At 57.4% G+C, this 23,094-nt stretch carries 19 protein-coding genes and 1 pseudogene; 7 read left to right on the top strand and 13 right to left on the bottom strand.

The window, feature by feature from the left end; genetic code table 11:
• Nucleotides 1-129: 129 nt before the first annotated feature.
• Genes AB4O22_RS15640 through AB4O22_RS15625 form a run of 4 tightly spaced genes read right to left on the bottom strand, consistent with a single transcriptional unit; the run spans nucleotide 130 to nucleotide 4,242 of the window.
• Nucleotides 130-846 carry an NADPH-dependent F420 reductase gene (locus tag AB4O22_RS15640; protein WP_176167048.1) on the bottom strand — a complete coding sequence of 239 codons (717 nt, stop codon included), beginning with the start codon at nucleotides 844-846 and terminating at the stop codon, nucleotides 130-132.
• Complete coding sequence (locus AB4O22_RS15635) at nucleotides 843-2,162, bottom strand: NTP/NDP exchange transporter (RefSeq protein WP_460105524.1); 1,320 nt, start codon at nucleotides 2,160-2,162, stop codon at nucleotides 843-845. Before AB4O22_RS15635 ends, AB4O22_RS15640 begins: the two co-directional genes overlap by 4 nt.
• 3 nt (nucleotides 2,163-2,165) lie before the next feature.
• Nucleotides 2,166-3,329, bottom strand: coding sequence for an MBL fold metallo-hydrolase (locus tag AB4O22_RS15630; RefSeq protein WP_304576043.1), 1,164 nt, complete (start codon nucleotides 3,327-3,329; stop codon nucleotides 2,166-2,168).
• Between the two features lie 22 nt (nucleotides 3,330-3,351).
• A complete protein-coding gene (locus AB4O22_RS15625; RefSeq protein WP_088500320.1) occupies nucleotides 3,352-4,242 on the bottom strand; it encodes an SDR family NAD(P)-dependent oxidoreductase in 891 nt (296 codons plus the stop codon).
• A 188-nt stretch (nucleotides 4,243-4,430) separates the two neighbouring features.
• On the opposite strand from AB4O22_RS15625, the gene AB4O22_RS15620 reads away from it, so the two are divergent.
• From AB4O22_RS15620 to adeC, 7 genes and pseudogenes are all read left to right on the top strand, one after another.
• Nucleotides 4,431-5,318 (top strand): LysR family transcriptional regulator, encoded by an 888-nt coding sequence (locus AB4O22_RS15620; protein WP_048392883.1) that lies wholly within the window; start codon nucleotides 4,431-4,433, stop codon nucleotides 5,316-5,318.
• A gap of 160 nt (nucleotides 5,319-5,478) precedes the next feature.
• Nucleotides 5,479-5,832 (top strand): cyclophilin-like fold protein, encoded by a 354-nt coding sequence (locus tag AB4O22_RS15615; protein WP_460105526.1) that lies wholly within the window; start codon nucleotides 5,479-5,481, stop codon nucleotides 5,830-5,832.
• A gap of 102 nt (nucleotides 5,833-5,934) precedes the next feature.
• Nucleotides 5,935-6,839 (top strand): annotated as a pseudogene (locus AB4O22_RS15610) (LysR family transcriptional regulator).
• Between the two features lie 51 nt (nucleotides 6,840-6,890).
• Nucleotides 6,891-8,069, top strand: coding sequence for an XdhC family protein (locus AB4O22_RS15605; protein WP_460105528.1), 1,179 nt, complete (start codon nucleotides 6,891-6,893; stop codon nucleotides 8,067-8,069).
• Between the two features lie 434 nt (nucleotides 8,070-8,503).
• Complete coding sequence (locus tag AB4O22_RS15600) at nucleotides 8,504-9,652, top strand: efflux RND transporter periplasmic adaptor subunit (RefSeq protein ID WP_460106061.1); 1,149 nt, start codon at nucleotides 8,504-8,506, stop codon at nucleotides 9,650-9,652.
• Between the two features lie 3 nt (nucleotides 9,653-9,655).
• Nucleotides 9,656-12,811 (top strand): efflux RND transporter permease subunit, encoded by a 3,156-nt coding sequence (locus AB4O22_RS15595; protein ID WP_095973860.1) that lies wholly within the window; start codon nucleotides 9,656-9,658, stop codon nucleotides 12,809-12,811.
• Entirely contained in the window at nucleotides 12,808-14,232 is a 1,425-nt protein-coding gene (gene adeC, locus AB4O22_RS15590) for an AdeC/AdeK/OprM family multidrug efflux complex outer membrane factor (protein WP_095973861.1), read from the top strand. The genes AB4O22_RS15595 and adeC overlap by 4 nt, the downstream gene beginning before the upstream one ends.
• 124 nt (nucleotides 14,233-14,356) lie before the next feature.
• Here adeC and AB4O22_RS15585 read toward each other — a convergent pair whose 3' ends face one another.
• The 9 genes from AB4O22_RS15585 to tcuA all read right to left on the bottom strand — a co-directional run bounded on the left by AB4O22_RS15585 (nucleotide 14,357) and on the right by tcuA (nucleotide 22,939).
• Nucleotides 14,357-14,752: a PA0061/PA0062 family lipoprotein gene (locus AB4O22_RS15585; protein ID WP_460105529.1), complete on the bottom strand. Its 396-nt coding sequence runs from the start codon at nucleotides 14,750-14,752 to the stop codon at nucleotides 14,357-14,359.
• A gap of 393 nt (nucleotides 14,753-15,145) precedes the next feature.
• Nucleotides 15,146-16,276, bottom strand: coding sequence for a pyrroloquinoline quinone biosynthesis protein PqqE (gene pqqE, locus AB4O22_RS15580; protein WP_460105531.1), 1,131 nt, complete (start codon nucleotides 16,274-16,276; stop codon nucleotides 15,146-15,148).
• Nucleotides 16,269-16,544, bottom strand: a complete 276-nt coding sequence (gene pqqD / locus AB4O22_RS15575) for a pyrroloquinoline quinone biosynthesis peptide chaperone PqqD (protein WP_030139251.1) — start codon at nucleotides 16,542-16,544, stop codon at nucleotides 16,269-16,271. The genes pqqE and pqqD overlap by 8 nt, the downstream gene beginning before the upstream one ends.
• Nucleotides 16,541-17,293, bottom strand: a complete 753-nt coding sequence (gene pqqC, locus AB4O22_RS15570; RefSeq protein ID WP_323154455.1) for a pyrroloquinoline-quinone synthase PqqC — start codon at nucleotides 17,291-17,293, stop codon at nucleotides 16,541-16,543. Before pqqC ends, pqqD begins: the two co-directional genes overlap by 4 nt.
• A gap of 11 nt (nucleotides 17,294-17,304) precedes the next feature.
• On the bottom strand, nucleotides 17,305-18,216 hold the full coding sequence (gene pqqB, locus AB4O22_RS15565; RefSeq protein ID WP_405123629.1) for a pyrroloquinoline quinone biosynthesis protein PqqB: 912 nt from the start codon (nucleotides 18,214-18,216) through the stop codon (nucleotides 17,305-17,307).
• 72 nt (nucleotides 18,217-18,288) lie between these two features.
• Entirely contained in the window at nucleotides 18,289-18,363 is a 75-nt protein-coding gene (gene pqqA / locus AB4O22_RS15560) for a pyrroloquinoline quinone precursor peptide PqqA (protein ID WP_020295432.1), read from the bottom strand.
• Nucleotides 18,364-18,686: 323 nt separating this feature from the next.
• Nucleotides 18,687-20,015 carry a carbohydrate porin gene (locus AB4O22_RS15555; RefSeq protein WP_095973867.1) on the bottom strand — a complete coding sequence of 443 codons (1,329 nt, stop codon included), beginning with the start codon at nucleotides 20,013-20,015 and terminating at the stop codon, nucleotides 18,687-18,689.
• Nucleotides 20,016-20,340: 325 nt separating this feature from the next.
• Complete coding sequence (gene tcuB, locus AB4O22_RS15550) at nucleotides 20,341-21,498, bottom strand: tricarballylate utilization 4Fe-4S protein TcuB (RefSeq protein ID WP_460105534.1); 1,158 nt, start codon at nucleotides 21,496-21,498, stop codon at nucleotides 20,341-20,343.
• Nucleotides 21,485-22,939, bottom strand: coding sequence for an FAD-dependent tricarballylate dehydrogenase TcuA (tcuA, locus tag AB4O22_RS15545; protein ID WP_095973869.1), 1,455 nt, complete (start codon nucleotides 22,937-22,939; stop codon nucleotides 21,485-21,487). The genes tcuB and tcuA overlap by 14 nt, the downstream gene beginning before the upstream one ends.
• Nucleotides 22,940-23,094 lie beyond the last annotated feature (155 nt).

Here is a 23,094-nt window from a genome sequence, read left to right as displayed (position 1 = left end):
GATTCAGCTTCCTCGCGATCACGCTGCCCGACTCATGAGAGCCTGGCAGTTTGATCCACCGGCCGATTGTTGAGGTGGGAGCTAGCAGCAAGGTTTCTTGCTTATCTACGCGGCCACCAGAACTCTGCACTACAGGCCGAGGAGGCGGCGCAGTTCCGGTGCGGTCAGATGGGCGCGGAAACCCGGCCTGCCCGGCTGGAACGAGGCGGAGGCAGCCAGGTTGCCCACGACGACTGGGTCGCAACCAGCATCGCGTACCAGGTCGGCGGCGACCCGCAAGGCCTCGGCGTCATCTCCTGCGACGGGCATGCCAATGCGCCCGCCCGCTCGTGAGGCAGACATTGCCACCACGGTGGCATCGACGGCACTGAATGCGCGCACCAGTCGCGCGCCGATCATGTACTTCGCGACGGTTTCAGCAACGCCCAGGTTGTGCGCTTCGCGGTATACATCGCTGCTGCTTGTGCCCCAAGGATTGGTGGAGTCCAGAACGATCTTGCCGCGGTAGGCACTGTGCAGGTCTCGCCCGACCTGGGGTAGCGCTTCAAACGGAATAGCCAACAGAAGCACGGTGCCGAATTCCGCTGCCGCCATCGGCAGGCCGACCGAAGCGCGTGGCCCTAACGCCTCAACCATGTCTTGCAATTGCTCTGGATGGCGGGAAGAGAACATGACCTCATGTCCAGCCTCGACCCACAGCCGACCTACCGTGCCGCCCAGCGATCCGCTACCGATCACGCCGATGCGGGTTGGCGCGACCGCAAAGGCGCGACTCGCGGGGATGAGCCAAGGCAGAGCGGCCAATACGCCAAGGGATTTCACTATGGAGCGGCGGGTAGACTTCATGTCCTGTCCTCAATCAATGATGGTGAGACCGTAGAATCGCGCTGTTCCTGCTTCAGGTGGGTTCGTCCCAACCAGACACTCAAGCCCAGCCAGATAGCTGAGAGGGGGACCGAGATCATGGGAATCTGCGCCAGGGTCAGGCCAAGGCCCATCAGGCTTGCGTATCCCCAGCTGGCGATTTGGTCACCGCCACGATAAACGACCGTGTCGATGAAGTTCTTGGCTTTGTAGCGATCTTCACGTGTGCTGGAGGTAAACAGGATTTCCCTGGCGGGTCTGGCCAGTGCGAAGTTCGCTACCCGGCGGGCGACCTGCGCGGCCACGATGACTGCGACGCTAGGGCTGGCGGCCAAGGCAGCGAAGCCGAACAGGCTGACCAGCGGCAGGACACACAGCGTTGCCACGATGCCCGCGGTGGCGATCATCCTGCCGGTGATGAACAGCTGGAATACCAGTGTGATCGCATTGACGATCAAGTCGATATTGGCAAAGAACGCCGTGCGGGCCGCACGATCAGGGAACGAGGTCTCGGCGATGCTGGCCTGCTGAAAATACAAGAAAGTCGATGTAACCGAGTACAGCAGAATGAATAGTGCCAACCCGACCAAGTAGGGCGAGCGCAGCGTGTGGACCATGCCGGTAAAGATGCCGCCACCCAAGGGTCGGTCAGGGTTTTCCTTGGGCGTGGTGTGGCTGAGCATCGGAGCAAGGCGAGATAAACGGCGTGATGCAAGTACCGCCACTTCCAGAAACAGGATGGCAATCACCATCAGCCAGGAGCGGTCCAACTGTTGGATCAGGCTGGAAGTGATAGCCGAGCCCAAGAGGCCGCCAATCGTTGCTCCTGCCGCGAGTAGCCCGAACAGCCGTTTGCCCTGCTCGCTGTCGAAGATATCCACCATGAGCGACCAGAACACCGAGACGACGAACAGGTTGAACACCGAGACCCAGATGAAAAAGGCACGTCCCAGCCACACCTGCCACTGTGGATCGGTGAGATGCAGCAGCAGTGCAAACAACATCAGGTTGGCAGCGAAGAAACGATAGGCCACGACGATGAACTGCTTACGTGGCAGTTTGCGCACGGCCAGCGCGAACAACGGGCTGGCTACCAGCATCGCCAACAACGTACCAGTGAATAACCAGGGCAAGTTCTGGACCCCGCCGGCCACACCGAGCTCGTCGCGGATCGGTCGCAACAGGTAATACGCCAGAAATAGCGCGATGACGTAGAGCATCGACCACAGGACTGCGGGTGCTTCTTCGGGGCGCACGTTTGCCTGACGTAGCCACAACAGCGAGACGGGAGACTGCACGACTTACTCCTTCCTGGCTCCAGTTGCGACCTGAGGCGGAGTCTTCGCTGCGTCGTCTTCCCACCATGCCGTGAACGACTGCGCACGGCCGTCAAGGTAGACCGTGCGGCCGATTTCGGGCGTCCACAGCGCGAAGGTTTGCCCCTGACTGGCGACTTGCATGCGCTTGAACGGATCATCCCAATCGTGAGGGGCGATGGAGAAGCGGCCCACATGCGTCTGCATCAGCACTCGGGCGTGCAGGTCCTTGGCTGCCTGCGCGGCCTGTTCCGGATTCATGTGGACATTCGCCCAGCGCGGATCGTACTGACCTGCATCAATGGCGACATAGTCGAACGGACCCAGCCGCTGGCCGATCTCGGCAAAGTGCGGGCCATAACCCGAGTCGCCACTGAAAAACAACCGCTGCTCAGGAGACACAAGTGCAAAGCCGACCCACAGCGACTGATCGCGGGTAAAGGTGCGTCCAGAGTAGTGTCGAGCTGTGGTGACGTGGACTCTGACGTTCGGTGTCAGCGCGATGACTTCGTTCCAGTCGGCTTCGCGTACGACTCCAATGTCGTAGCCCCAGCGCTCGAAATGCGCGCCTACACCCAACCCCACGATAACCTTTCTGACTTTGGTCTGAAGCGCCTGAACGGTTGGATAGTCCAAGTGATCGTAATGATCGTGGCTGATCAACAAAGCGTCGATCTCGGGTATGTCATCGGCCGTGTAGAGGCTGGTGCCCTCGAATGCCTTGTTCACTCCGGGGATCGGCGCGGCGTAAGTGCTGAACACCGGATCGATCAGGATGCGTTGTCCGCCCAGTTGCACGAAGTAGGAGGAATGGCCCAGCCAAACGACTATATCCTGTGTAGGGTCGAGTGCTTTGAGGTCGGTCTTGACGGCGGGAATCGGGCTTGGCGGTCGAGGCTGTCCCTCTTGCCCGAAAAGGGTCTGCATCCACATCGATATCTCGGATTGGTCCGTGGTCTTCATGGGCGTGTCGATCTGGTTGCGGAACACTCCGTCGGCATGATTGGGCGAATGTTCGATGCGCGTCAGCCGCTCGCCGCTGGGCAGGTCGCCGAAGACCGGCTGCTGTAAATAGGCGAAGGCGCCAACGATGCCTAGCAGAGCGATACCGACAACGGCCATGAGAAGACGACCCCAGAATAATTTCATGCAGTAGTTACCGTGGAGGTGGTCACGACAGGTTCGTGCCGCTGGCGCGCGTGAGTTCAGCCAGCAGCAAGTCTTGGAATCGGGAGTCTTGGACCGCGGAATGCGGCTGTTCGCGTCGCTGATGGTGCCAATAGCCGCCGCTGGTGAGTGCCTCAGGGTCATTGCTGGTGGCAAGCCATTCCTGGGTCAGGTGTCCCAGGCGCAGGTCGTCAGGTGCGTTGGGACCTCCCATCTTCGTTGGGACCCAGCCCGGATCGACCGCATTACTGAGGACGTCGGGGTACAACCGCGCAACGGCTGCTGCGAGTGCGGTTACAAAGAGTTTGCTGTCCGAATAGCTGCCTGTGGGGGTGCTGCCCGACCAGTCCAATCCCGTCAGGCTGGCTCGTCCGCCCCTATGCATGCTGCTGCTCAGGTAGATCAGACGCTTGGGGCGCTGAATCAGGGCCGTGAGCATATAGGGGGCGACGACGTTGACGACTAGCAGTTGCGCCCCGCTGAGGATGCCAGCGTTGTGAACAATGGCATCCATCGCGCCGATGGCATTGACCTGACGGGCAAGGTCGCGAACCTGTTCAAGATCGCCCAAGTCGCCGACTGTCGCGATGGCGCCCTGGTCCACCAGTTCTTGCACGGCAGACAACCGGGCAGGGGAGCGCACATGCACGACAACCTCGTGGCCTTGGGCAAGCAGGGTTTTGGCGGTGGCATGGCCCAGTCCATCGGCCGAGCCGGTAATGAATACGCGGGCTTTGCCGCTTGCATTGTTGTCCCGTTGTGCGTTGGACGCGGGAGCCTCCCTTCGGGAATTGGTTGGGGCCTCTGCCCAGGATGCCGTTGCTTCCAGAAGTGAGCCTGCGATCAACGCCGAACCCAGTCCGGCGCCTCTGATGAGAAAGTCTCTACGATCCATGCACGTCCCCTCGGGTCACTTCGCGCCTCTCGTCCCAAGCGCCATGGCGATCGCTCGCGCTGAATACAACGAAGGGTTGGTTAAAAAGAGGTTGTTAATGTAACCGGCCCCCTTCGACGCCACTAGCTAATCAGTCCTTAAAGGGGCTATAAGGCCTGCTAATTAATGATTTATGAGAGACTTGGGCGATGGTCAGACGTAACCTCAATGATCTCTTATCGTTCGTAACGATTGCCCGTGAAGGCAGCTTCACGCGGGCAGCTTCCGTACTGGGCGTGACTCAATCTGCCCTCAGCCAGGCAATGAGCGGGTTAGAGGCCAGGCTGGAGATTCGCTTGCTTACACGAACCACCCGTAGCGTATCGCCTACGGCAGCGGGCGAGCGTTTACTAAAAGCCATTGGTCATCGCTTTGACGAAATCGAGGCAGAACTCGACGAACTGACCGAGATGCGCGATAAACCCGCCGGCACCGTGCGCATCACCTGTGGTGAGCACATTCTTCGAGCACATTTGCTTCCCAAGCTCACGCCGCTTTTGCTCGATTATCCGGATATCAAGATAGAGTTCGATATCAATTATGGTTTTCGAGACATCGTCGCCGACCGTTTCGATGCAGGCGTGCGTATGGGCGATACCATCGACAAGGATATGGTTGCGGTACCCATCGGTCCTCAACTGCGCATGGCCGCTGCGGCCTCCCCGATGTATTTCGAAAGGCATCCAACGCCCAAAAATCCACGGGACCTGCTAAAGCACAGTTGTATCAATCAGCGTATGCAAACAGCAGGGGGGCTATACGTTTGGGAGTTTGAGCGTCGTGGCCAACCGTTAAACGTACGAGTGGATGGCCAGCTCGTTTTCAACACCTCTCCCAGCATGGTGGATGCAGCCTTGGCCGGCCTGGGCATCGCCTATCTTCCTGAAGAAGAATTCGCACCGCATCTGGAAAATGGCCGCCTGGTTCGTGTGCTGGAAGATTGGTGTGCTCCCTTCCCGGGGTACCATTTGTATTACCCAAGTCGCAGGCAGCCGTCGCGGGCCTTCACGCTGGTTATGAATGCACTGCGTGTGTAAGGACGATTGATAAATCTCATTCATGACTTCAATCGCTGCGAGGTATTTCAGTTTTTCTGTCAGCTGATACCTTCTGGCGGGAAAGCAATTTGGCTGTCAGATCAATTCGGGTCGGGGGTAGGGCGTGCCCCGCAGCCCATCGGAGCAAAGTGGAGCAACTATGAAAATACGCATCGATGTTTCAGGCGGTCCGGTTACGGCAACGCTCGACAACAACGATTCCTCCATAGATTTCGTTAAACAGCTGCCGATGAAACTGACACTGGACGACTACGCCTCGACCGAGAAGATCAGCGTACTGCCCGAGCCATTATCGACACAGGGCGCGCCAGCTGGCTTCACGCCTTCGGTGGGTGACATTGCCTTCTATGCGCCTTGGGGAAATCTCGCCATTTTTCATAAAGGCTTCAAGTATTCGAGCGGCCTTATCAAACTCGGCAAGATTGATTCCGGCCTGGGAATACTCGCGCGTCCTGGGTCCCTTGAAGTAACGATCACCTTGGTCGATGAGTGATACCCCAAAACAGTCAGAACCACGCCGGCAAAAACTGTCTGTGGCGCAGGGGGCGGGAGAGGCCCTTTCGTTCATACGTTTCACACCAATGGCAGAGAACTCATGCAGCTGACTCGTGCCAACTTTGGCGATTTTATCTACTTTTTAGCTGTCGCCCGCCATTCCAGCTTCAGTCGTGCGGGTGTTGAAGTAGGGATAAGTGCATCTGCGCTGAGTCATGCGATCAAGGGGCTGGAGGCGAGATTGGGGGTTCGTTTGCTCAATCGCACGACCCGCAGCGTCACCCTGACGGCAGCCGGTGAGGAGCTGCTGGCATTGATAAGCGAACCTGTCGACAAAATCGACCAGGCCATTGAGTTGTTGAATAAGTTCCGTGATGAGCCCACTGGTCGTATACGGCTGAATGTTTTCAGTGACGCGGCGCTCCTTTTGTTGGCACCCGTTTTATCGACATTTGCTCATCGTTATCCCGATATCGAAGTGGAAGTCTCAACCACCAACAGTATGGTGGACATTGTTGAAGGAGGCTTCGACGCTGGGATCAGGTATGGCGCTACCGTACCTGAAGGCATGATTGCCCAAAGTCTTTCCCCCCTGTTCGATGGGTCGTGGTAGGAACCCCCGATTACCTCGACCGATGTGGCATGCCGCTGCACCCCGAGGATTTGAAACAGCACAGTTGTTTAAGGTTTCGGCTAGGCAACGGCCGGATGTACAACTGGGAGTTTGAGAAAGAGGGTGAAAAATTAGAGATCCCAGTGTCCGGTAATGTCGTGCTGGATGAGACGCGGATGATGCTCGCCATGGTCACCCAGGGCGCTGGGCTGACTTATTGTGCTGAACCCATTGTCGCGCCGCTTGTAGCGGAAGGAACTTTACAAGTGGTTTTGGAGGATTGGGTCAGTGTCGGTCCAGGCTTCCATATCTATTACTCAAGCTACCGGCAGGTGCCGATCACGCTACGTTTGCTGATCGACTTGATCAGAGAGTTGCGCCCGCTTGGATAGTTGGCGATCGACAGCGACTTCGCCGGATTCGCTTTGGGAGAGAGATCTGATATGTCCAGTTTGAACGCATTGCTCGATGCCATCCACGCCGAACAGAACGAGGGTCGAGAGTCTGTACTCGCCACCGTTGTGAAGGTCGAGGGGTCGGCGTATCGCCGTCCGGGGGCGCGCATGCTCGTTTCACAATATGGACGTCCGGAGGGCACTATCAGTGGTGGCTGTCTGGAGGCTGATGTGGTGCGAAAGGCCTGGTGGCTAAGTGAGTCGGGCCCGGTGATTCGTAGCTACAGCACGGCCGAGGCCACAGACGAAGAGGGCGGTGAAGAGTCCCTTGGTTTCGGGCTGGGCTGCAACGGCAAGGTGTATGTGTTGTTTGAGCGAATACCCGCTACAAAGCAATGCGCTGTGCTTGATGCGTTACGCAAAGTAAGAAACAACCAGAGACCCGTGGCGATCGCAACGGTAATAGCGGGCTCTCGCAATAGCCGTGCAGATGTTGGAGATCGTCTGTTCCTGGAATCTGGCGCGGCGCCCTTCGGAGGGCTCTACCATCCTGCACTGAACGAGCGAATTACCGCTGATCTGCGTCTCACATTGGACCAGCAAAAATCTACGCGGCAACGCTATACCGAAGGCTATGCAGAGGTAGAGGTTTTTCTGGAATACGTCGCGCCACCACCGCGTCTGATGATCTTTGGGGCGGGCCATGATGCGCAGCCGTTGGTACGGATCGCAAAAATCCTGGGGTGGCATGTCACCGTTGTTGATAGTCGCCCCCATTTCGCCCGTCCGGAACGTTTTCCCGAAGCGGATCGGGTGTTGAGCGCCGATATAGGCGGGCCTTTCGAATTTCGAAAATTCGTGGAGGGGGCGTGTGTGGCGGTAATGTCCCATAGCCTGAGCCAGGATGCGCATTGGTTGAAAGGCGCGTTACAAGGTAATCCCCGTTACATCGGTCAGCTCGGGCCGCGTGATCGGACCGAGCGTCTGCTTGATGAAATAACGCGACAGACAAACAGCCTGCCTGCGCTGGACCGATTGCACTATCCAATGGGTTTGGATTTGGGTGGGGACACCCCGGAAAGTGTGGCGATGGCGGTGCTTGGGGAGATGCAGGCCGTCCTGAATGGGCGAGCGGGTGGAAGTCTGAAGTTGCGGACGTCAACGATCCACGAAACTTGTCAGCTTGAACCCAGATGTTCCCGTGAATTATCCATGGCAGAGTCGTAGAAGACTTGAGTTGGAAGCTCCTGCAGGATATGAGCCTCGCCGATGCGCTGCACGCATTAGAGGCCAAAGCTGATCAAAACTCACTAATCGAAATGCTGTCCTGCGTTAATCGCTGGATATAGAGCGTTGCGAGTAATCTGCAAAATTCTGAAACCATTTTATTGCTGAATATCACTCATTGGTGATTTCAGTAAAGTCGGGCTAATCCTCAGGCCCCTCGATTGTTAGCATGCCTACATAACAATCCAATGCGCAGCGCGTTGGCTCGTCGGGTTTTATTTGACCCGGTCAATAAGCTTGATCTTCGCACCGCGCCTCTTGCGCGTACTTGCCGAACTCTTTCTCCCCATTGCCGTCAGCAGCTGTTTCAGCCTGTGCTGCGGCAGTTTGCAAACTCATGCGCGCATTTTTTCAGCGCGATGTTCGAGGACTTTATGCCATTCAAGCCTATCTTTCCTGCTTTGGTGACCGCCATTGCTTTTGCCACGATGCTCAGTGGATGCAACAAGGAGCAGGCTGCTGCTACCCCGGCGCAACCCCCTCAAGTCAGTGTGGTGACCCTGAAGCCTCAGGCGGTGACCTTGTTCAACGACCTGCCCGGGCGTACCAGTGCCTACCGCCTTGCTGAGGTTCGGCCGCAGGTGGATGGTATCGTCCTGAAACGCTTGTTCAAGGAAGGCGCAGATATCAAGGCTGGTCAGCAGCTTTATCAGATCGATCCATCAACTTACGAGGTGACGCTCGCCAGTGCGCAGGCCAGTTTGGAGCAATCTCGTTCGCTGACCACCCGGTATCGGCAACTGATCGATGAGCAGGCGGTGAGCAAGCAGGAGTATGACACTGCTCGATCTCAGCAGATGCTGGCAGAGGCACAAGTCAAGGGCGCCCAGATCAATCTGAGATATACCAAAATGTTCGCGCCCATCAGCGGGCGAATTGGACGTTCGGCTGTGACCGAAGGTGCGCTAGTTTCTAATGGCCAAGCAGCCCCTCTTGCGATTATCCAGCAACTCGACCCCATTTATGTCGATGTCACTCAGCCTTATGGCGAGGTGCTCAAACTGCGTCGGGCTCTTGAAAGCGGGCAGTTGCAGAAAACTGCTGATAAGGCTGCGAAAGTCAGCCTGACACTTCAGGACGGTAGCCAGTACCCGCTGCAGGGTTCGCTGGAGTTTTCAGAAGTCTCGGTCGACGAAGCAACCGGCTCGGTCACCCTGCGCGCCGTGTTCCCCAACCCCGATCACTTGCTGCTGCCCGGGATTTTTGTGCATGCGCGGTTGCAGGAGGGGGTCGCCGAGCAGGCCATTCTTGCTCCACAGATTGGTGTGACCCGGGATCTCAAGGGCACCCCGACCGCCATGGTCGTTACCGCCGATAACAAAGTCGAGCAACGCCAGCTCAAGGTTGGCCGCACCGTCGGTGCGAATGTGCTGGTGGAAAGCGGCTTGAGCGCCGGAGACAAAATCATCGTCGAAGGGCTTCAGTTCATTAAGCCAGGGAGCTCCGTGGTCGCTCAGGAAGCGATGACAGATGAGGCGAACAGAGCTCCTGTGGCGCTAAACACCAGCGCTAAGGCGGAGTAGACCATGTCGAAGTATTTTATTGATAGACCGATCTTCGCGTGGGTGCTTGCACTGATCATCATGCTCGTTGGGGCATTGTCGATCCTCAATTTGCCGATCAATCAATACCCTGACATCGCACCACCCGCTGTCGCGATTCAGGTTTCTTATCCCGGTGCTTCCGCGCAGACAGTGCAGGATACCGTCGTGCAAGTGATCGAGCAGCAGATGAACGGCATCGACAATCTGCGCTACATCTCTTCGGAGAGTAATGCTGATGGCAGCATGCGAATCATCGTGACCTTCAACCAGGGCACCAACCCGGATATTGCCCAGGTTCAGGTGCAGAACAAGCTGAACCTGGCCACGCCGCTGTTGCCGCGTGAAGTGCAGCAGCAAGGGCTTCGCGTCACAAAATTCCAACAGAATTTCATGATGTTCATTGGCCTGGTTTCCACCGATGGAAAACACACCAAGGAGGATCTATCCAACTACATCGTCTCAAACATCCAGGACCCGATTTCGAGGACTTCAGGTGTTGGTGATTTTCAGATCTGGGGTACGCAATACGCCATGCGAGTCTGGCTGGACCCGGCCAAACTGAACCAGTTCCAGTTGACGCCAGTCGACGTGACCGAGGCGATTGAGGCGCAGAACGTGCAGGTGGCTTCGGGCACGATTGGTGGTCTTCCGGCGCGCAAAGGTACGGTGTTTACCGCAACTATCATCGGCAAGACGCGACTGCAGACCTCCGAGCAATTTGGTGACATTTTGCTTAAGGTCAATAGCGACGGCTCCCAGGTTCGCCTGAGTGATGTGGCTGATATCAGTTTGGGCGGCGAAAACTACAGCATCAACGCCCAAGCCAATGGCAAGCCTGCCTCGGGTATCGCCATCCGCTTGGCCACGGGCGCCAACGCCCTAGATACCGCCAAGGCGATTCGCGCCACGGTCGACCGACTGAAACCATTCTTCCCGGCCGGGATTGAAGCGGTGTACCCGTATGACACGACGCCGGTGGTCACCGAATCCATCAGCGGTGTAATGCATACGCTGGGCGAGGCGGTGGTTTTGGTCTTTCTGGTCATGCTGCTGTTTTTGCAAAATCTGCGCGCCACCATCATTACGACTTTGACAGTGCCCGTTGTGTTGTTGGGTACGTTCGGCGTCCTCGCGGCGGCGGGCTTCTCTATCAATACCTTGACCATGTTCGGCATGATCCTGGCGATCGGATTACTCGTCGACGATGCGATTGTGGTGGTTGAAAACGTCGAACGGGTGATGGCGGAGGAGCACCTGTCACCCAGGGAGGCCACGCGCAAATCGATGGGGCAGATCCAGGGAGCGCTGGTGGGGATTGCCTTGGTACTCTCGGCGGTGCTGTTGCCCATGGCTTTCTTTGGTGGCTCCACTGGCGTGATCTACCGGCAGTTCTCGATCACTATCGTATCGGCCATGGCGCTTTCGGTATTTGTTGCTTTGGTATTCACCCCGGCGCTTTGCGCGACGCTGCTCAAGCCAATCGATCCGACAAAACACGGTCAGCCCAAGCGCGGTTTCTTTGGATGGTTCAACAGACGGTTCGATGCCTGCGTCAACGGATATGAGCAGGGCGTAGGCCAGATCATTCGGCATAGGGTGCCGGGCTTTATGGTTTACCTGGTAATCGTCGCCGGCACGATCTGGATGTTCGCCCGGATACCGACCTCGTTCCTGCCCGATGAAGACCAGGGTTTGATTTTTACGCAGGTGCAGACGCCGGCCAACAGCTCGGCTGAGACCACGCAAAAAGTGCTTGATCGCATGAGTCAGTACTTGCTGGACAAAGAGCACGGAGAAGGTAAAGCGGTTGCTACGGTGTTCACTGTTAACGGTTTCAACTTTGCCGGCCGGGGGCAGAATTCAGGGATTGCGTTCGTCAACCTGAAGCCATGGGATGAACGAGACAGTGACAATACTGTGTTCAAAATTGCCCAGCGTGCCCAGCAAGAGTTCCTGAAGTACCGCGACGCCCTGGTATATGCGGTGGTTCCGCCATCGGTACTGGAGTTGGGTAACGCCACCGGCTTCGATTTCTACCTGCAGGACCAGGATAGCGTGGGCCATCAAAAACTCATGGAAGCGCGCGGCAAGTTTCTTGAGCTGGCTGCCCAGAGCCCGGTCCTCGCCGGTGTTCGCCCAAACGGCTTGGCCGACGAGCCACAGTACCACCTGACCATCGACGACGAGCGCGCGCGGGCGATGGGTATTTCTCTGGCTGATATCAACACCACGCTGTCAGTGGCATACGGCAGTAGTTATGTGAACGATTTCGTTGATCGCGGCCGAGTCAAGCGGGTTTACGTACAGGGCCAGCCTGACTCGCGCAGCACCGCAGAGGATCTGAGTAAATGGTTCGTGCGTAACAACCAGGGTCAGATGGTCCCGTTCTCGGCATTTGCGAGTGCCGAGTGGATCTTCGGCTCACCCAAACTGTCGCGCTACAACGGCGTTCCTGCCGAGCAAATTCTCGGGACTCCCGCCCCGGGTTACAGCTCTGGCCAGGCGATGGCGGAGGTCGAGCGAATTGCAGCGCAACTGCCGCCCGGCGTAGGCATCTCTTTTACCGGGTTGTCCTATGAAGAGCGTCTTTCAGGGTCACAAGCGCCTGCTCTGTATGCGCTGTCGATTCTCGTCGTGTTTCTATGTCTGGCGGCACTCTATGAAAGCTGGTCGATCCCGATTGCGGTCATCTTGGTCGTGCCTCTTGGGGTAATCGGCGCGCTGATGGCCACGGCATTGCGGGGACTGTCCAACGACGTGTTCTTCCAAGTGGGTCTGTTGGTGACGGTGGGGTTGGCGGCGAAGAATGCGATCTTGATCGTCGAGTTTGCCAAGGAGTTGAATGAAAAAGGTACACCGTTGCTGGAGGCGACGATCGAGGCTTGTCGTATGCGTCTGCGTCCGATCGTGATGACGTCCCTGGCATTTATCCTCGGCGTACTGCCACTGACGATTTCCAGCGGAGCCGGCTCGGGCAGTCAACACGCCATCGGCACGGGGGTGATCGGCGGCATGATAACGGCCACCGTTCTGGCGATTTTTTGGGTTCCCCTGTTTTTCGTTTCCGTTTCAACCTTGTTTAAAGGCAGCCGCAAGAAGCAGGACGAAACTGCTATGCGTGAGGAGGCAGGCCAATGACTCGCTCTTTAATCGGTCTCGCGATCAGCGCCGCTGTTCTGAGTGGTTGCTCGCTGATCCCTGAGTATCAGCGACCGCAGGCACCAGTTGCGGCGCAATATCCGCAGGGTCCCGCTTATCAGGCAACCAACGCTGCCGACCAGGCCGCTGTGGAGCAGGGGTGGCGCGAGTTTTTCCGCGATCCGGCGTTGCAGCGATTGATTCAGACTGCCTTGATCAATAACCGCGACCTGAAGGTCGCGGCACTGAACGTTGAGGCGTACCGGGCGCAGTATCGAATCCAGAGAGCTGACTTGTTTCCGGCGATTGGCGCCAACGCCAGCGGAACACGGCAGCGACTGCCGAGCGCTCAGGCGCAGTCCGGTCAGGCCAGTATTTCCAGCCAATATGACGTCAACCTGGGAATCAGTTCGTACGAGTTGGATCTGTTTGGTCGCATCGCCAGTCTCAGCCAGCAGGCATTGGAAACGTATCTGTCTACCGCCCAGGCCCGACGCTCGACCCAGATCAGCATCGTTTCGAGCGTGGCCAATGCCTACCTCACCTGGCAAGCTGACCGTGAATTGCTCAAGCTCACCGAGAATACATTGGGCGCCTATGAAGAGAGCTTGCGTCTGACCGCTCGGAGCAATCAGGTGGGTGTGGCTTCGGCGCTTGATCTCGCACAGGCGCGTACCTCGGTGCAAGGTGCGCGGGCGAGCCTGGCAAACTACCAGCGCCGAGTAGCCGAAGACGAGAATGCGTTGGTGCTTCTTCTTGGCACAGGACTGCCCGCCGATTTACCGTTGCCGCAGTCCTTGGATGGTGATCTGCTCGCCAACGTACCGGCCGGTCTGCCCAGTGATTTACTCGCCCGTCGCCCCGATATCCTTGCCGCCGAGCATTCGCTTTTGGCCGCTAACGCCAACATCGGCGCGGCGCGGGCGGCGTTTTTCCCCAGCATCAGCCTTACGGCAAATGCCGGCACCTCGAGCGCGAATCTGGATGGGTTGTTCAAGAGCGGCTCAGGCAGTTGGACGTTTACCCCTAACATCAGCCTGCCGATTTTCAACGCAGGCGCTTTACGCGCCAGCCTGAATTACTCGGAGATTCAGAAAGATATTGGCGTGGCCAACTATGAGAAAGCTATCCAGACCGCTTTCCAGGAAGTCTCCGACGGATTGACCGCACGTAAAACCTACGTCGATCAGTTGCAGGCACAGAATGACCTCGTCAATGCCAGCCAGGATTACTATCGGCTTGCCGAGCGTCGTTATCGAATCGGCGTGGACAGCAACCTGACCTTTTTGGACGCGCAGCGCTCGCTATTTAGCAACCAACAAAGGCTGATCAACGATCGCCTTGCGCAGTTGCAGGCTGAAGTGAACCTGTATCGTGCACTGGGTGGCGGATGGAATGAGCGGGGCGTGCAAACACTCTGAGAACGACGACTAAACAAAAACGCCCGGCGATAGGCCGGGCGTTCTTGTATTAGCGGTGACTGACACTGTCATGATAGTTACGTGCTGATTGGTGGCGCTGCGCTGTCATTTATACGGCAGTTAATTACAAGCAGGGCATCTTGTCAGTTTGAGCCAAGGTATTACCTTTGCTGTCCATAAGTTCAATCTTTACTTCCTGGCCTGCACTGCTTTCCATCAAGGTGTAACGTTCATTCGGTAAGAAATTGTCATAGGACAGGGTGGCAACACAGCGGTTCTGGCTTTCCTGGTAGCCCTTGGTAACTACCCCAAGTTCCATCGTATGCGCCCCTGGCGATACTTTGAAATAAGTCAGGTTCTCTGCGCGTTTCGTATCCAGGCGTCTGGCCAGCATTTCATCGCCGACCTGCTCGTGAAGGTTGACAATGGATTCGCCATCCTTAAGCGTCGGAAGTTCAGTCGCACAGCCAGCCAGGCCGGTGATTAAAATGATAGAAGCTGTAAGTTTTGCAAGGTTCATAAGTGTCCTGAATTTTTTGGGGGTCCGAGAATAGCTATAAACTTGTTCTGAACCGTTAAATAGGGAGGGTCTAAATAAGCTGTTTCAGCCTAATAACGCATTGGCTTGGGAGCGTGCAGATGACGCAAGATGATCGAGGACGGCAAGGACTAAGATGCCTACTCGATATCTGGAATGATTTTGTTGTCGGTATGGGGATAGTCTACAGGCTATTTTTTAATTGATTAGCCTGTGAGTTATTGATGCAGTGCTGAGCTTTATTCACCAATGATGCGCCATCTGCGACGCCGAGAACTTGAATCCCTCAGGTGTCGCACGTGGTATTTGCTGCGCGTCGGACGTTACCGTTCGAATCGATCGTCGATCAGTCAGTCATTTCTGTCGCTGAAACGATCAGCCTTTAACGATGAGGCGTGAGTTTCGTTCATTGCGAAAGGCCAGTTGCTCGATGGTTTGCGTGGCGTGCTCGGCGTCTTCACGCGCTTTAAGGATCACCCCGTGATGTTCGGATTTGCTGCACACCGGGTCGGCGTTGCTGGCATCGCCCGTGAGCATGAACGCCTGGCAGCGGCAGCCGCCGAAATCCTTTTCCTTTTCATCGCAGGAGCGACACGGTTCGGGCATCCAGTCATAACCGCGGAAGCGGTTGAAGCCGAACGAGTGGTACCAGATGTGCTGCATGCTGTGGTCGCGCACATTCGGGAACTGCACCGGCATCTGCCGGGCGCCGTGACACGGCAATGCCGTGCCGTCCGGCGTGACGGTGAGAAAAATGCTGCCCCAGCCGTTCATGCAGCCCTTGGGGCGTTCTTCGTAGTAGTCCGGGGTCACGAAGATCAGCTTGCACGGGTTGCCTTCGGCTTCCAGCTTGGCCCGGTATTCGTTGGTGATGCGCTCGGCCCGCACCAATTGCTCCCGAGTGGGCAGCAGGCCGACGCGGTTGAGCTGCGCCCAGCCATAGAACTGGCAGGTGGCGAGCTCGACGAAGTCGGCTTCCAGGGCGATGCACAGCTCGATGATGCGGTCGATCTTGTCGATGTTGTGCCGATGGGTCACGAAGTTCAGCACCATCGGATAGCCGTGGGCTTTCACCGCCCGGGCCATCTCCAGTTTTTGCGCGAAGGCTTTCTTCGAGCCTGCCAGCAGGTTGTTCACCTGCTCGTCGCTGGCCTGGAAACTGATCTGGATATGGTCCAGGCCGGCCTTTTTGAAGTCGCTGATTTTCTGTTCTGTCAGGCCGATGCCTGAGGTGATCAGGTTGGTGTAGAAACCCAGCCTGCGCGCCTCGCCGATCAGCTCGGCCAGGTCCTGGCGCACCAGCGGCTCGCCGCCGGAAAAGCCCAATTGCGCGGCGCCCATTTCTCGCGCCTCGCGGAACACCTTGAACCACTGCTCCGTGCTGAGCTCCTTGCCTTGCTCGGCAAAGTCCAGCGGGTTGGAGCAGTACGGGCATTGCAGCGGGCAGCGATAGGTCAGCTCGGCCAGCAGCCACAACGGCAGGCCAACGGCGGGCTTCTCAGGCAAGGGTGATCCAGTGCTGTGCACGGGCGACCTCCATGAATTGCTCGATGTCGTCACCGAGCTCAGGCACACCGGGAAATTGTTTATCCAGCTCAGCGATGATCGCCGCCACATCGCGTTCACCATCGATCAGGCCGCCGATCAGCGCAGCGCTGTCGTTCAGCTTGATCATGCCTTCAGGATAGAGCAGCACGTGGCCTTTCTGGGCCGGTTCGTACTGGAAGCGATAGCCGGGGCGCCAGTTCGGGGTTTGGCTGCGATCGAAACTCATAGGGTAATTCCTTTATGCCAAACCCGTTGGTCGGTCACGGTGTGATAGGGCGGGCGATTCAGTTCGTAGGCCATGCTCATGGCGTCGAGCATGCTCCAGAGAATGTCCAGTTTGAACTGGAGGATTTCCAGCATGCGGTCCTGGCCAGCGCGCGTGGTGTAGTGCTGCAAGGTGATCGCCAGGCCATGTTCCACATCACGCCGGGCCTGGCCCAGGCGAGTGCGGAAATATTCGTAGCCGGTCGGGTCGATCCACGGGTAATGCTGCGGCCAGCTGTCCAGGCGCGACTGGTGGATCTGTGGGGCGAACAGTTCGGTCAACGAACTGCTGGCGGCTTCCTGCCAACTGGCCCGGCGGGCGAAGTTGACGTAGGCGTCCACCGCGAAGCGCACGCCCGGCAGTACCAGTTCCTGGGAACGCAGTTGATCGGGGTTCAGCCCCACCGCTTGGCCCAGCCGTAGCCAGGCTTCGATGCCGCCGTCTTCGCCCGGGGCGCCATCATGGTCGAGCAGGCGCTGGATCCACTCGCGGCGGATCTCGCGGTCCGGGCAGTTGGCCAGGATTGCGGCGTCTTTCAGCGGGATGTTCACTTGATAATAGAAGCGGTTCGCGACCCAGCCCTGGATCTGCTCGCGCGTGGCACGGCCTTCGTACATCGCCACGTGGTACGGGTGATGGATATGGTAGAAGGCGCCCTTGGCGCGCAAGGCTGCTTCAAATTCTGCGGTGGTCAATGGCGTGTCAGTCATTTCGGGCCCTCCTACAGTTCGATGCTCATGCCGTCGTAGGCGACTTCGACATTGCGTCGCACAAGCTCGGCCCGCTCGGGCGAATCTTCGTCGAGGATCGGGTTGGTGTTGTTGATATGGATAAGGACCTTGCGCTGCTCGGGCAGTTGCTCCAGCACTTCAAGCATGCCGCCAGGGCCGTGCTGCGCCAGGTGGCCCATTTCCCGACCGGTGCGGGTGCCGACGCCACGGCGCTGCATTTCATCGTCGTCCCACATCGTGCCGTCCACCAACAGGCAATCGCTGCCGGCCATGATCTGTAGCAACGACTCGTCGACCTTGCCCAGCCCCGGCGCATAGAACAGCTTGCCGCCCGTGCGCAGGTCTTCGACGATCAGCCCGATGTTATCGCCTGGGTGCGGGTCGAAGCGGTGCGGTGAATAGGGCGGTGCGGCGCTGCGCAGGGGCAGTGGGGTGAAGCGCAGGTTCGGGCAGGCGGCGATGGTGAAGCTCTGGTCGAGTTCGATGCGGTTCCAGCGCAGCCCACCGTTCCAGTGGGTGAGCATGTTGAACAGCGGGAAGCCGGTGCTCAGGTCTTCATGGACCATGTCGGTGCACCAGACCTGATGCGGGCAACCTTCGCGCAGGCTGAGCAGGCCGGTGGTGTGGTCGATCTGGCTGTCCATCAGGATGATCGCACCGATGCCCGTGTCCCTCAGTGCCCGGCCGGGTTGCATCGGGGCGAACCCCTGGAGTTGGGCGCGGATGTCGGGGGAGGCGTTGCACAACACCCAGCTCACGCCATCATCGGAAATCGCGATGGACGACTGGGTGCGCGCCTGGGCCCGCAGGCTGTCGTCGCGAAAACCTGCGCAATTGGCGCAGTTGCAGTTCCACTGGGGGAAACCGCCGCCGGCGGCGGAACCTAGTATCTGGACGAACATGGTTGCTCCATCATTCTGGAACCGAAAATAAAACGCCTCGGCAGGCCGAGGCGCTGTCCATCAGGTACAAACTTAACGGTTTGCGAAGTACATGGTGACTTCAAAACCGATACGCAGGTCGGTGTAAGCAGGTTTGGACCAAGACATGAAAGTACTCCTATCAAGTGATGAGACGTTTGTCAGGTACATATTTCTGAGTTTGGTTGGGATCATTTTGCAGCGTTCCAAGGCGCGCCCAACCCACGACGCCGTGTTTCGGTTGTCATACTTCGTCTTTTGCTGCCGGACGATCGGATAACAGGACGGCTTCAGGAAACTGCTCCCAGTACGAGAACGAGTGACTCGACAATTTAGCAACCAGGGCAGCGAAGCACTTCGCGAACGATTGAACTCGATTCTGCAGGGCGCAAAATATCATTGTCGTGCTATCCCATGTTTGTTCGAAAATAAAGTGCATTGGAAGAACCCCCTTACAGGCTGGTCTCGAATTTCAAACCGGCCACCCAAGCGTCCTTGACTTCACTGACACCACCGGGGTTACCAACAAACTGGATGTTGGGGCGCACGGTCAGCCACTTGGTCACGCCAAAGCCATAGTAGATTTCCATGTTGGTTTCTGAGCTTTGCGTCGGTGTGTAGCGAGGATCGTCATAGTCGCTGACGCCCGCCCGGTCATTCAGTTGCCGCTGATGATCTGTGAAGCGGTTATTTACATGGAGACTGGCGATGGCGACGCCGATTTCGTCATTCGGGCGAGATTTGAAGGGGGCCGTGTAGTAAGCGCCTACTTGCGCATAACGATCGATCATATTGGTGGCTTTGTCATGCGCGGTGGCATAGGCAAACACCGTCAGCCCGCGAGCGGCGAAGTCCGGATCTTTCCAGACTTGTTGTTGCCCGGCAATCCATGCGCCGTATTTACTGTCGCGGGATTTGGCTATGCCGTTTTCTTCTGTGTTGACGTCATTTGCGTCACGGCTGCTGTAATACGCGCCCACACGGTATTCCCCTGGCAGCCGTCCGGCCCCCAGCGACGTGGTATGGACCAGCTCGACAGGTACCAAGGTACCCTCATTGCCGCTGCCGCTGAGTTTGAAACCGTTGCCTATTTCCAGGTAGGACGGGTTCTGCTCGTACGCACCAATCTGCGCATAAGTGTCATCGCTCAACGCGACCTTTACGCGGCCCGCCCATTGAGTGATTGGCCAGTTGTAAATGATATCGCCGGCCCAGTTACCCGGCTGTGCGCCGCAGAATGCCAGGTTCTGGAATTTGCAGGGGAAGCTGCCGAAGTCTTCGCCAAAGTTCATGCGGCCCAGTTTGATATCCAGCCCGCCGTCAAAGAATTTCTGACGATACCAGAGTTGCGTGAGGCGCCAGGTCTGGCCGCGCCCGTATACCTCTTGAACCTGACTGATGCCGCCTACCCGAGGATCGGTGATGACATCGTTGGTGAGGTTGCGCCCGTTACGATCCGATATGGTGAATTGAAAATCAGCGCCTTCCCAACCGAGTATTTTCTCAAGGTCAAAATTGCTCATCAGTGCAAGTTGGTCGGTATACCGCGCCGTGGTGTGCGAGTCGTAGCCACCGGCCAGATTCGTCGCGGCGTCGCCCGTGTAGAGCACGTTAAAGGTATAACCTTTTTCCAGCAATTCTGTGCGTAGGCCGCCCCAGTCACCCAACATCCAAGGGGATTCAGGACTGAAGGCTTCTTGTGCATGAATGTTGGCCGCTCCGCAAAGCAGCAACAATGCGATGGAAGTATTAAGCGTGTTGCAGTTCAAATGAGTGGTCATGATGATCTCTACTTTTGTTTTTATAGTTAGATAATCGAACACGTCTTCAGATTGATCTTCCGCCCGGAAGAGCATTAAAGAATGTCTGCAACGGGTTGATCCCAGCGAAGAGCGACTGGAGTCTGGGTTTGTAAAGGCGTCGAGCTTGACGTGACACACGGTAAGTTGATGAGAAGACGGGACCTAACTCATGCCTCGTCTGTTCTTGCGAAACAGCTCGGTAATTTATTTGAGCATCGGTAACGCTCTCCTTGTGATTCTCATGAAGATTACTTTCAACTTAACGGCGCCGAGGATGCCGTCGGTGCGTTCTTGAAAACACCGGTCATTCGCCGGCCGCACTGATCGGGTTGGGTTGGCGTTTTTCAATGGTGTATTTCAGCAACGCAGCGCTGCGGAATATGCCGTGGGCGAATTTGCTATAGGGCATGGTCAGAAAGAACGCCATGACCAGACCTAGGTGGATCGCAAGCAACAAGCCCAACGCGCTGGTTTCGCGCCCGGCAAGCAATGCCAGGCCGCTAGCGCTGACCAGGAACAGAAGCGCGATGAAGCCACGATCCATCGGTTTCTGATTCTCGTCCCCTTGCTGCGGGTTACGCCGCAGATTCATCCAGAGCAAACCTGCAGGGCCGATCAGCAGACCTACGCCACCGAAGATGCCGAGCAGCACTGGCAGGCTTAAAACCGGGTAGGGCGCCGACCAATCCAGCAAAAAATGATAAAGAGTGGCAACGCCTGTGGCTGCGAAGCACAGCATGAACCCATAGAAGGTGAGGTGGTGAAAGCGGCGGCGCCATAGGGTGAATGCGTCGTCGGCGTTGTTGCAGCCTTCTCCATGTCCGCCGTCCAGGTACTTGAGTTGTGCGACGTTGGCGCCGGCCTCCAGTGCTGCACTGGCTTTCAACGGCAGAGGTGCCTCGGCGGGTGAGATTTCGCGCCAGAATCGACGCACGCCGATACCCAGGGCCAACACGGCAAAACCGAACACCGCGCTGAACATCAGTGCCAACGTGTTGTGTGGAAAAATCCCGTAGAAGTTACCGCCTGGCATGGCAACGAACAGGTTGCCCATGATCATCAAGGTAAGTGACAGGAACAGCGCCAACCCAGCGCCTGAAGCCAGCCCCAAGGCGAGGCCGTTGCGTTGGTACAATTTACCCAGTGGCTGCGGCCAGGCGTAATTGGTGTAGGTGTCCAGCCGTACCTTGGCCATGGCTTTGGGTACGTTGACTGCAAATTCGTGCGGGGCAGCGTATTGGCAGGCCGACAGGCACGCGCCGCAGTTGTGGCAAAGGTTCGCCAAGTAATGAATGTCGGCCTGACCGAATTCCAGATGCCGGGTCATTGCGGGGAATACGGCACAGAAACCTTCGCAATAGCGGCAGGCATTGCAAACGGTCATCTGCCGTTCGACTTCGGTTTCCTGCAGGTTGAGGACCGGGATCAGTTGGCTGGATACCTGGGGATCAAACAGCTGCATGTTGAAGCTCCGAGTTCACAGGAGAAAGACCAAACCCCGCACAAAGCGCGGCCTGTACGCCGGCGATTCGTCCGAAGGCGGTACCGATGGCCATGCCGATACCCGCGGTATAACCCTTGCCCAGTACGTTGCCAGCCATCATTTCTCCGGCGACAAACAGGTTCGGGCTGGCCTTGCCATCAAAGTGCACGGCGGCCGTTTCGTCGGTCGCCAAGCCGAGATAGGTAAAGGTGACACCTGGCTTGAGGGGGTAGGCGTAGTAGGGTGGTTTGGTGAGTGGCCTTGCCCAGTGAGTCTTGGCGGGAGTCAGCCCTTCGGTATGGCAGTCGTCGAGCGTGGTGTGGTCGAACGTGCCGACATGGCAAGCGTTGTTGTAGTCTTCGATGGTTTTAACGAACTGCATTTGCGGCAAGTTCAACAGGCGAGCAAGTTCTGGCAACGTCCGTGCTGTGGTTCCAGGGAACACCGGCGGCATGAAGCGGCCAAGCGCCTGTTGGTCGATAATCGAGTAGGCCTGCTGGTTGGGTTGTCCCGCAACGAGACGGCCCCAGATCGCATAACGTTTGGGCCAGAAATCCTCACCCTCATCATAAAACCGTTCGCCATCGCGGTTGACAACCACGCCCAGGGATACGCAGTCGATGCGGGTACAGATACCGCCGTCGTAAAGCGGAGCCCGTGCGTCGATGGCCACCATATGCGCCTGAGTCGGGTCGCCGACTGCATCGGCGCCAAGATCGAGCATCCGTCGCAACAACACACCAGTATTGAAGCGGGTGCCGCGAATAAGGAAGTTGTCCGATGGCCATTCACCGCGCTCGTTTTGGCCCCAAGCCTCCCGTAACCACTCGCGGTTGGATTCAAACCCGCCAGCAGCCAGGACGCAGGCGCGTGCTTCGATACGCTCCGCTGGCAAACGTTGTCCATCTACCTCGCGTTCGGCCAGGTGAGCTGCGACGAAAGCACCATTTTTCAGTTCTATATCGGTTACCTGAGCGTCATAACGGATCTTCACGCCCAGGCGTTCGGCGCTGCGAAAGTAGGCATTGACCAGTGCTTTGCCGCCGCCCATGAAAAAAGCGTTGGTGCGAGCCACATGGAGAGCGCCCGACAAGGGTGGCTGAAAGTGCACACCATGTGAACGCATCCAATCACGGCAAGATGAAGAAGCGCGAATGGCGATGCGCGCCAGTTTCTCGTTGGTAAGGCCACCGGTGACTTTAAGCAGATCTTGCCAATATTCTTCTTCGGGATAGGCATCGACCAGCACATCCTGAGGCGCATCGTGCATGCAGCGCAGGTTGCGCGTGTGCTGCGAATTTCCGCCGCGCCATACTTTCGGCGAGCCTTCCAGCAGCATCACGCTGGCGCCTGCCTCTCGTGCCATTAATGCGGCACATAACGCAGCGTTACCGCCACCTATCACCAGAACGTCGACCATCGTATCTCCTCGATTCACTGGCAGGGCGAAGTGACTGCCGGCCAGTGGATTAACCATAGGGATGGGCATCGCGCGGCGAAAGGCGGATTTAGAGGTGAGGGCTTCAGTTTTAGTGAAGGGTGATGTTTCTGTGTAGAGGGCGATGTGGCAGGCGT

The sequence above is a fragment of the Pseudomonas sp. S3_B11 genome (assembly GCF_054667715.1).
Note: the sequence above shows the minus strand (reverse complement) of the source record. Positions and strands in the feature narration are given on the sequence as shown.

Excerpts from the sequence above, each read along its gene's own strand:
- AB4O22_RS15640 (WP_176167048.1), bottom strand. The coding sequence starts at position 846 with ATGAAGTCTACCCGCCGCTCCATAGTGAAATCCCTTGGCGTATTGGCC.
- AB4O22_RS15630 (WP_304576043.1), bottom strand. The coding sequence starts at position 3,329 with ATGAAATTATTCTGGGGTCGTCTTCTCATGGCCGTTGTCGGTATCGCT.
- AB4O22_RS15625 (WP_088500320.1), bottom strand. The coding sequence starts at position 4,242 with ATGGATCGTAGAGACTTTCTCATCAGAGGCGCCGGACTGGGTTCGGCG.
- AB4O22_RS15620 (WP_048392883.1), top strand. The coding sequence starts at position 4,431 with ATGGTCAGACGTAACCTCAATGATCTCTTATCGTTCGTAACGATTGCC.
- AB4O22_RS15615 (WP_460105526.1), top strand. The coding sequence starts at position 5,479 with ATGAAAATACGCATCGATGTTTCAGGCGGTCCGGTTACGGCAACGCTC.
- AB4O22_RS15605 (WP_460105528.1), top strand. The coding sequence starts at position 6,891 with ATGTCCAGTTTGAACGCATTGCTCGATGCCATCCACGCCGAACAGAAC.
- AB4O22_RS15600 (WP_460106061.1), top strand. The coding sequence starts at position 8,504 with ATGCCATTCAAGCCTATCTTTCCTGCTTTGGTGACCGCCATTGCTTTT.
- AB4O22_RS15595 (WP_095973860.1), top strand. The coding sequence starts at position 9,656 with ATGTCGAAGTATTTTATTGATAGACCGATCTTCGCGTGGGTGCTTGCA.
- adeC (WP_095973861.1), top strand. The coding sequence starts at position 12,808 with ATGACTCGCTCTTTAATCGGTCTCGCGATCAGCGCCGCTGTTCTGAGT.
- AB4O22_RS15585 (WP_460105529.1), bottom strand. The coding sequence starts at position 14,752 with ATGAACCTTGCAAAACTTACAGCTTCTATCATTTTAATCACCGGCCTG.
- pqqD (WP_030139251.1), bottom strand. The coding sequence starts at position 16,544 with ATGAGTTTCGATCGCAGCCAAACCCCGAACTGGCGCCCCGGCTATCGC.
- pqqC (WP_323154455.1), bottom strand. The coding sequence starts at position 17,293 with ATGACTGACACGCCATTGACCACCGCAGAATTTGAAGCAGCCTTGCGC.
- pqqB (WP_405123629.1), bottom strand. The coding sequence starts at position 18,216 with ATGTTCGTCCAGATACTAGGTTCCGCCGCCGGCGGCGGTTTCCCCCAG.
- AB4O22_RS15555 (WP_095973867.1), bottom strand. The coding sequence starts at position 20,015 with ATGACCACTCATTTGAACTGCAACACGCTTAATACTTCCATCGCATTG.
- tcuB (WP_460105534.1), bottom strand. The coding sequence starts at position 21,498 with ATGCAGCTGTTTGATCCCCAGGTATCCAGCCAACTGATCCCGGTCCTC.
- tcuA (WP_095973869.1), bottom strand. The coding sequence starts at position 22,939 with ATGGTCGACGTTCTGGTGATAGGTGGCGGTAACGCTGCGTTATGTGCC.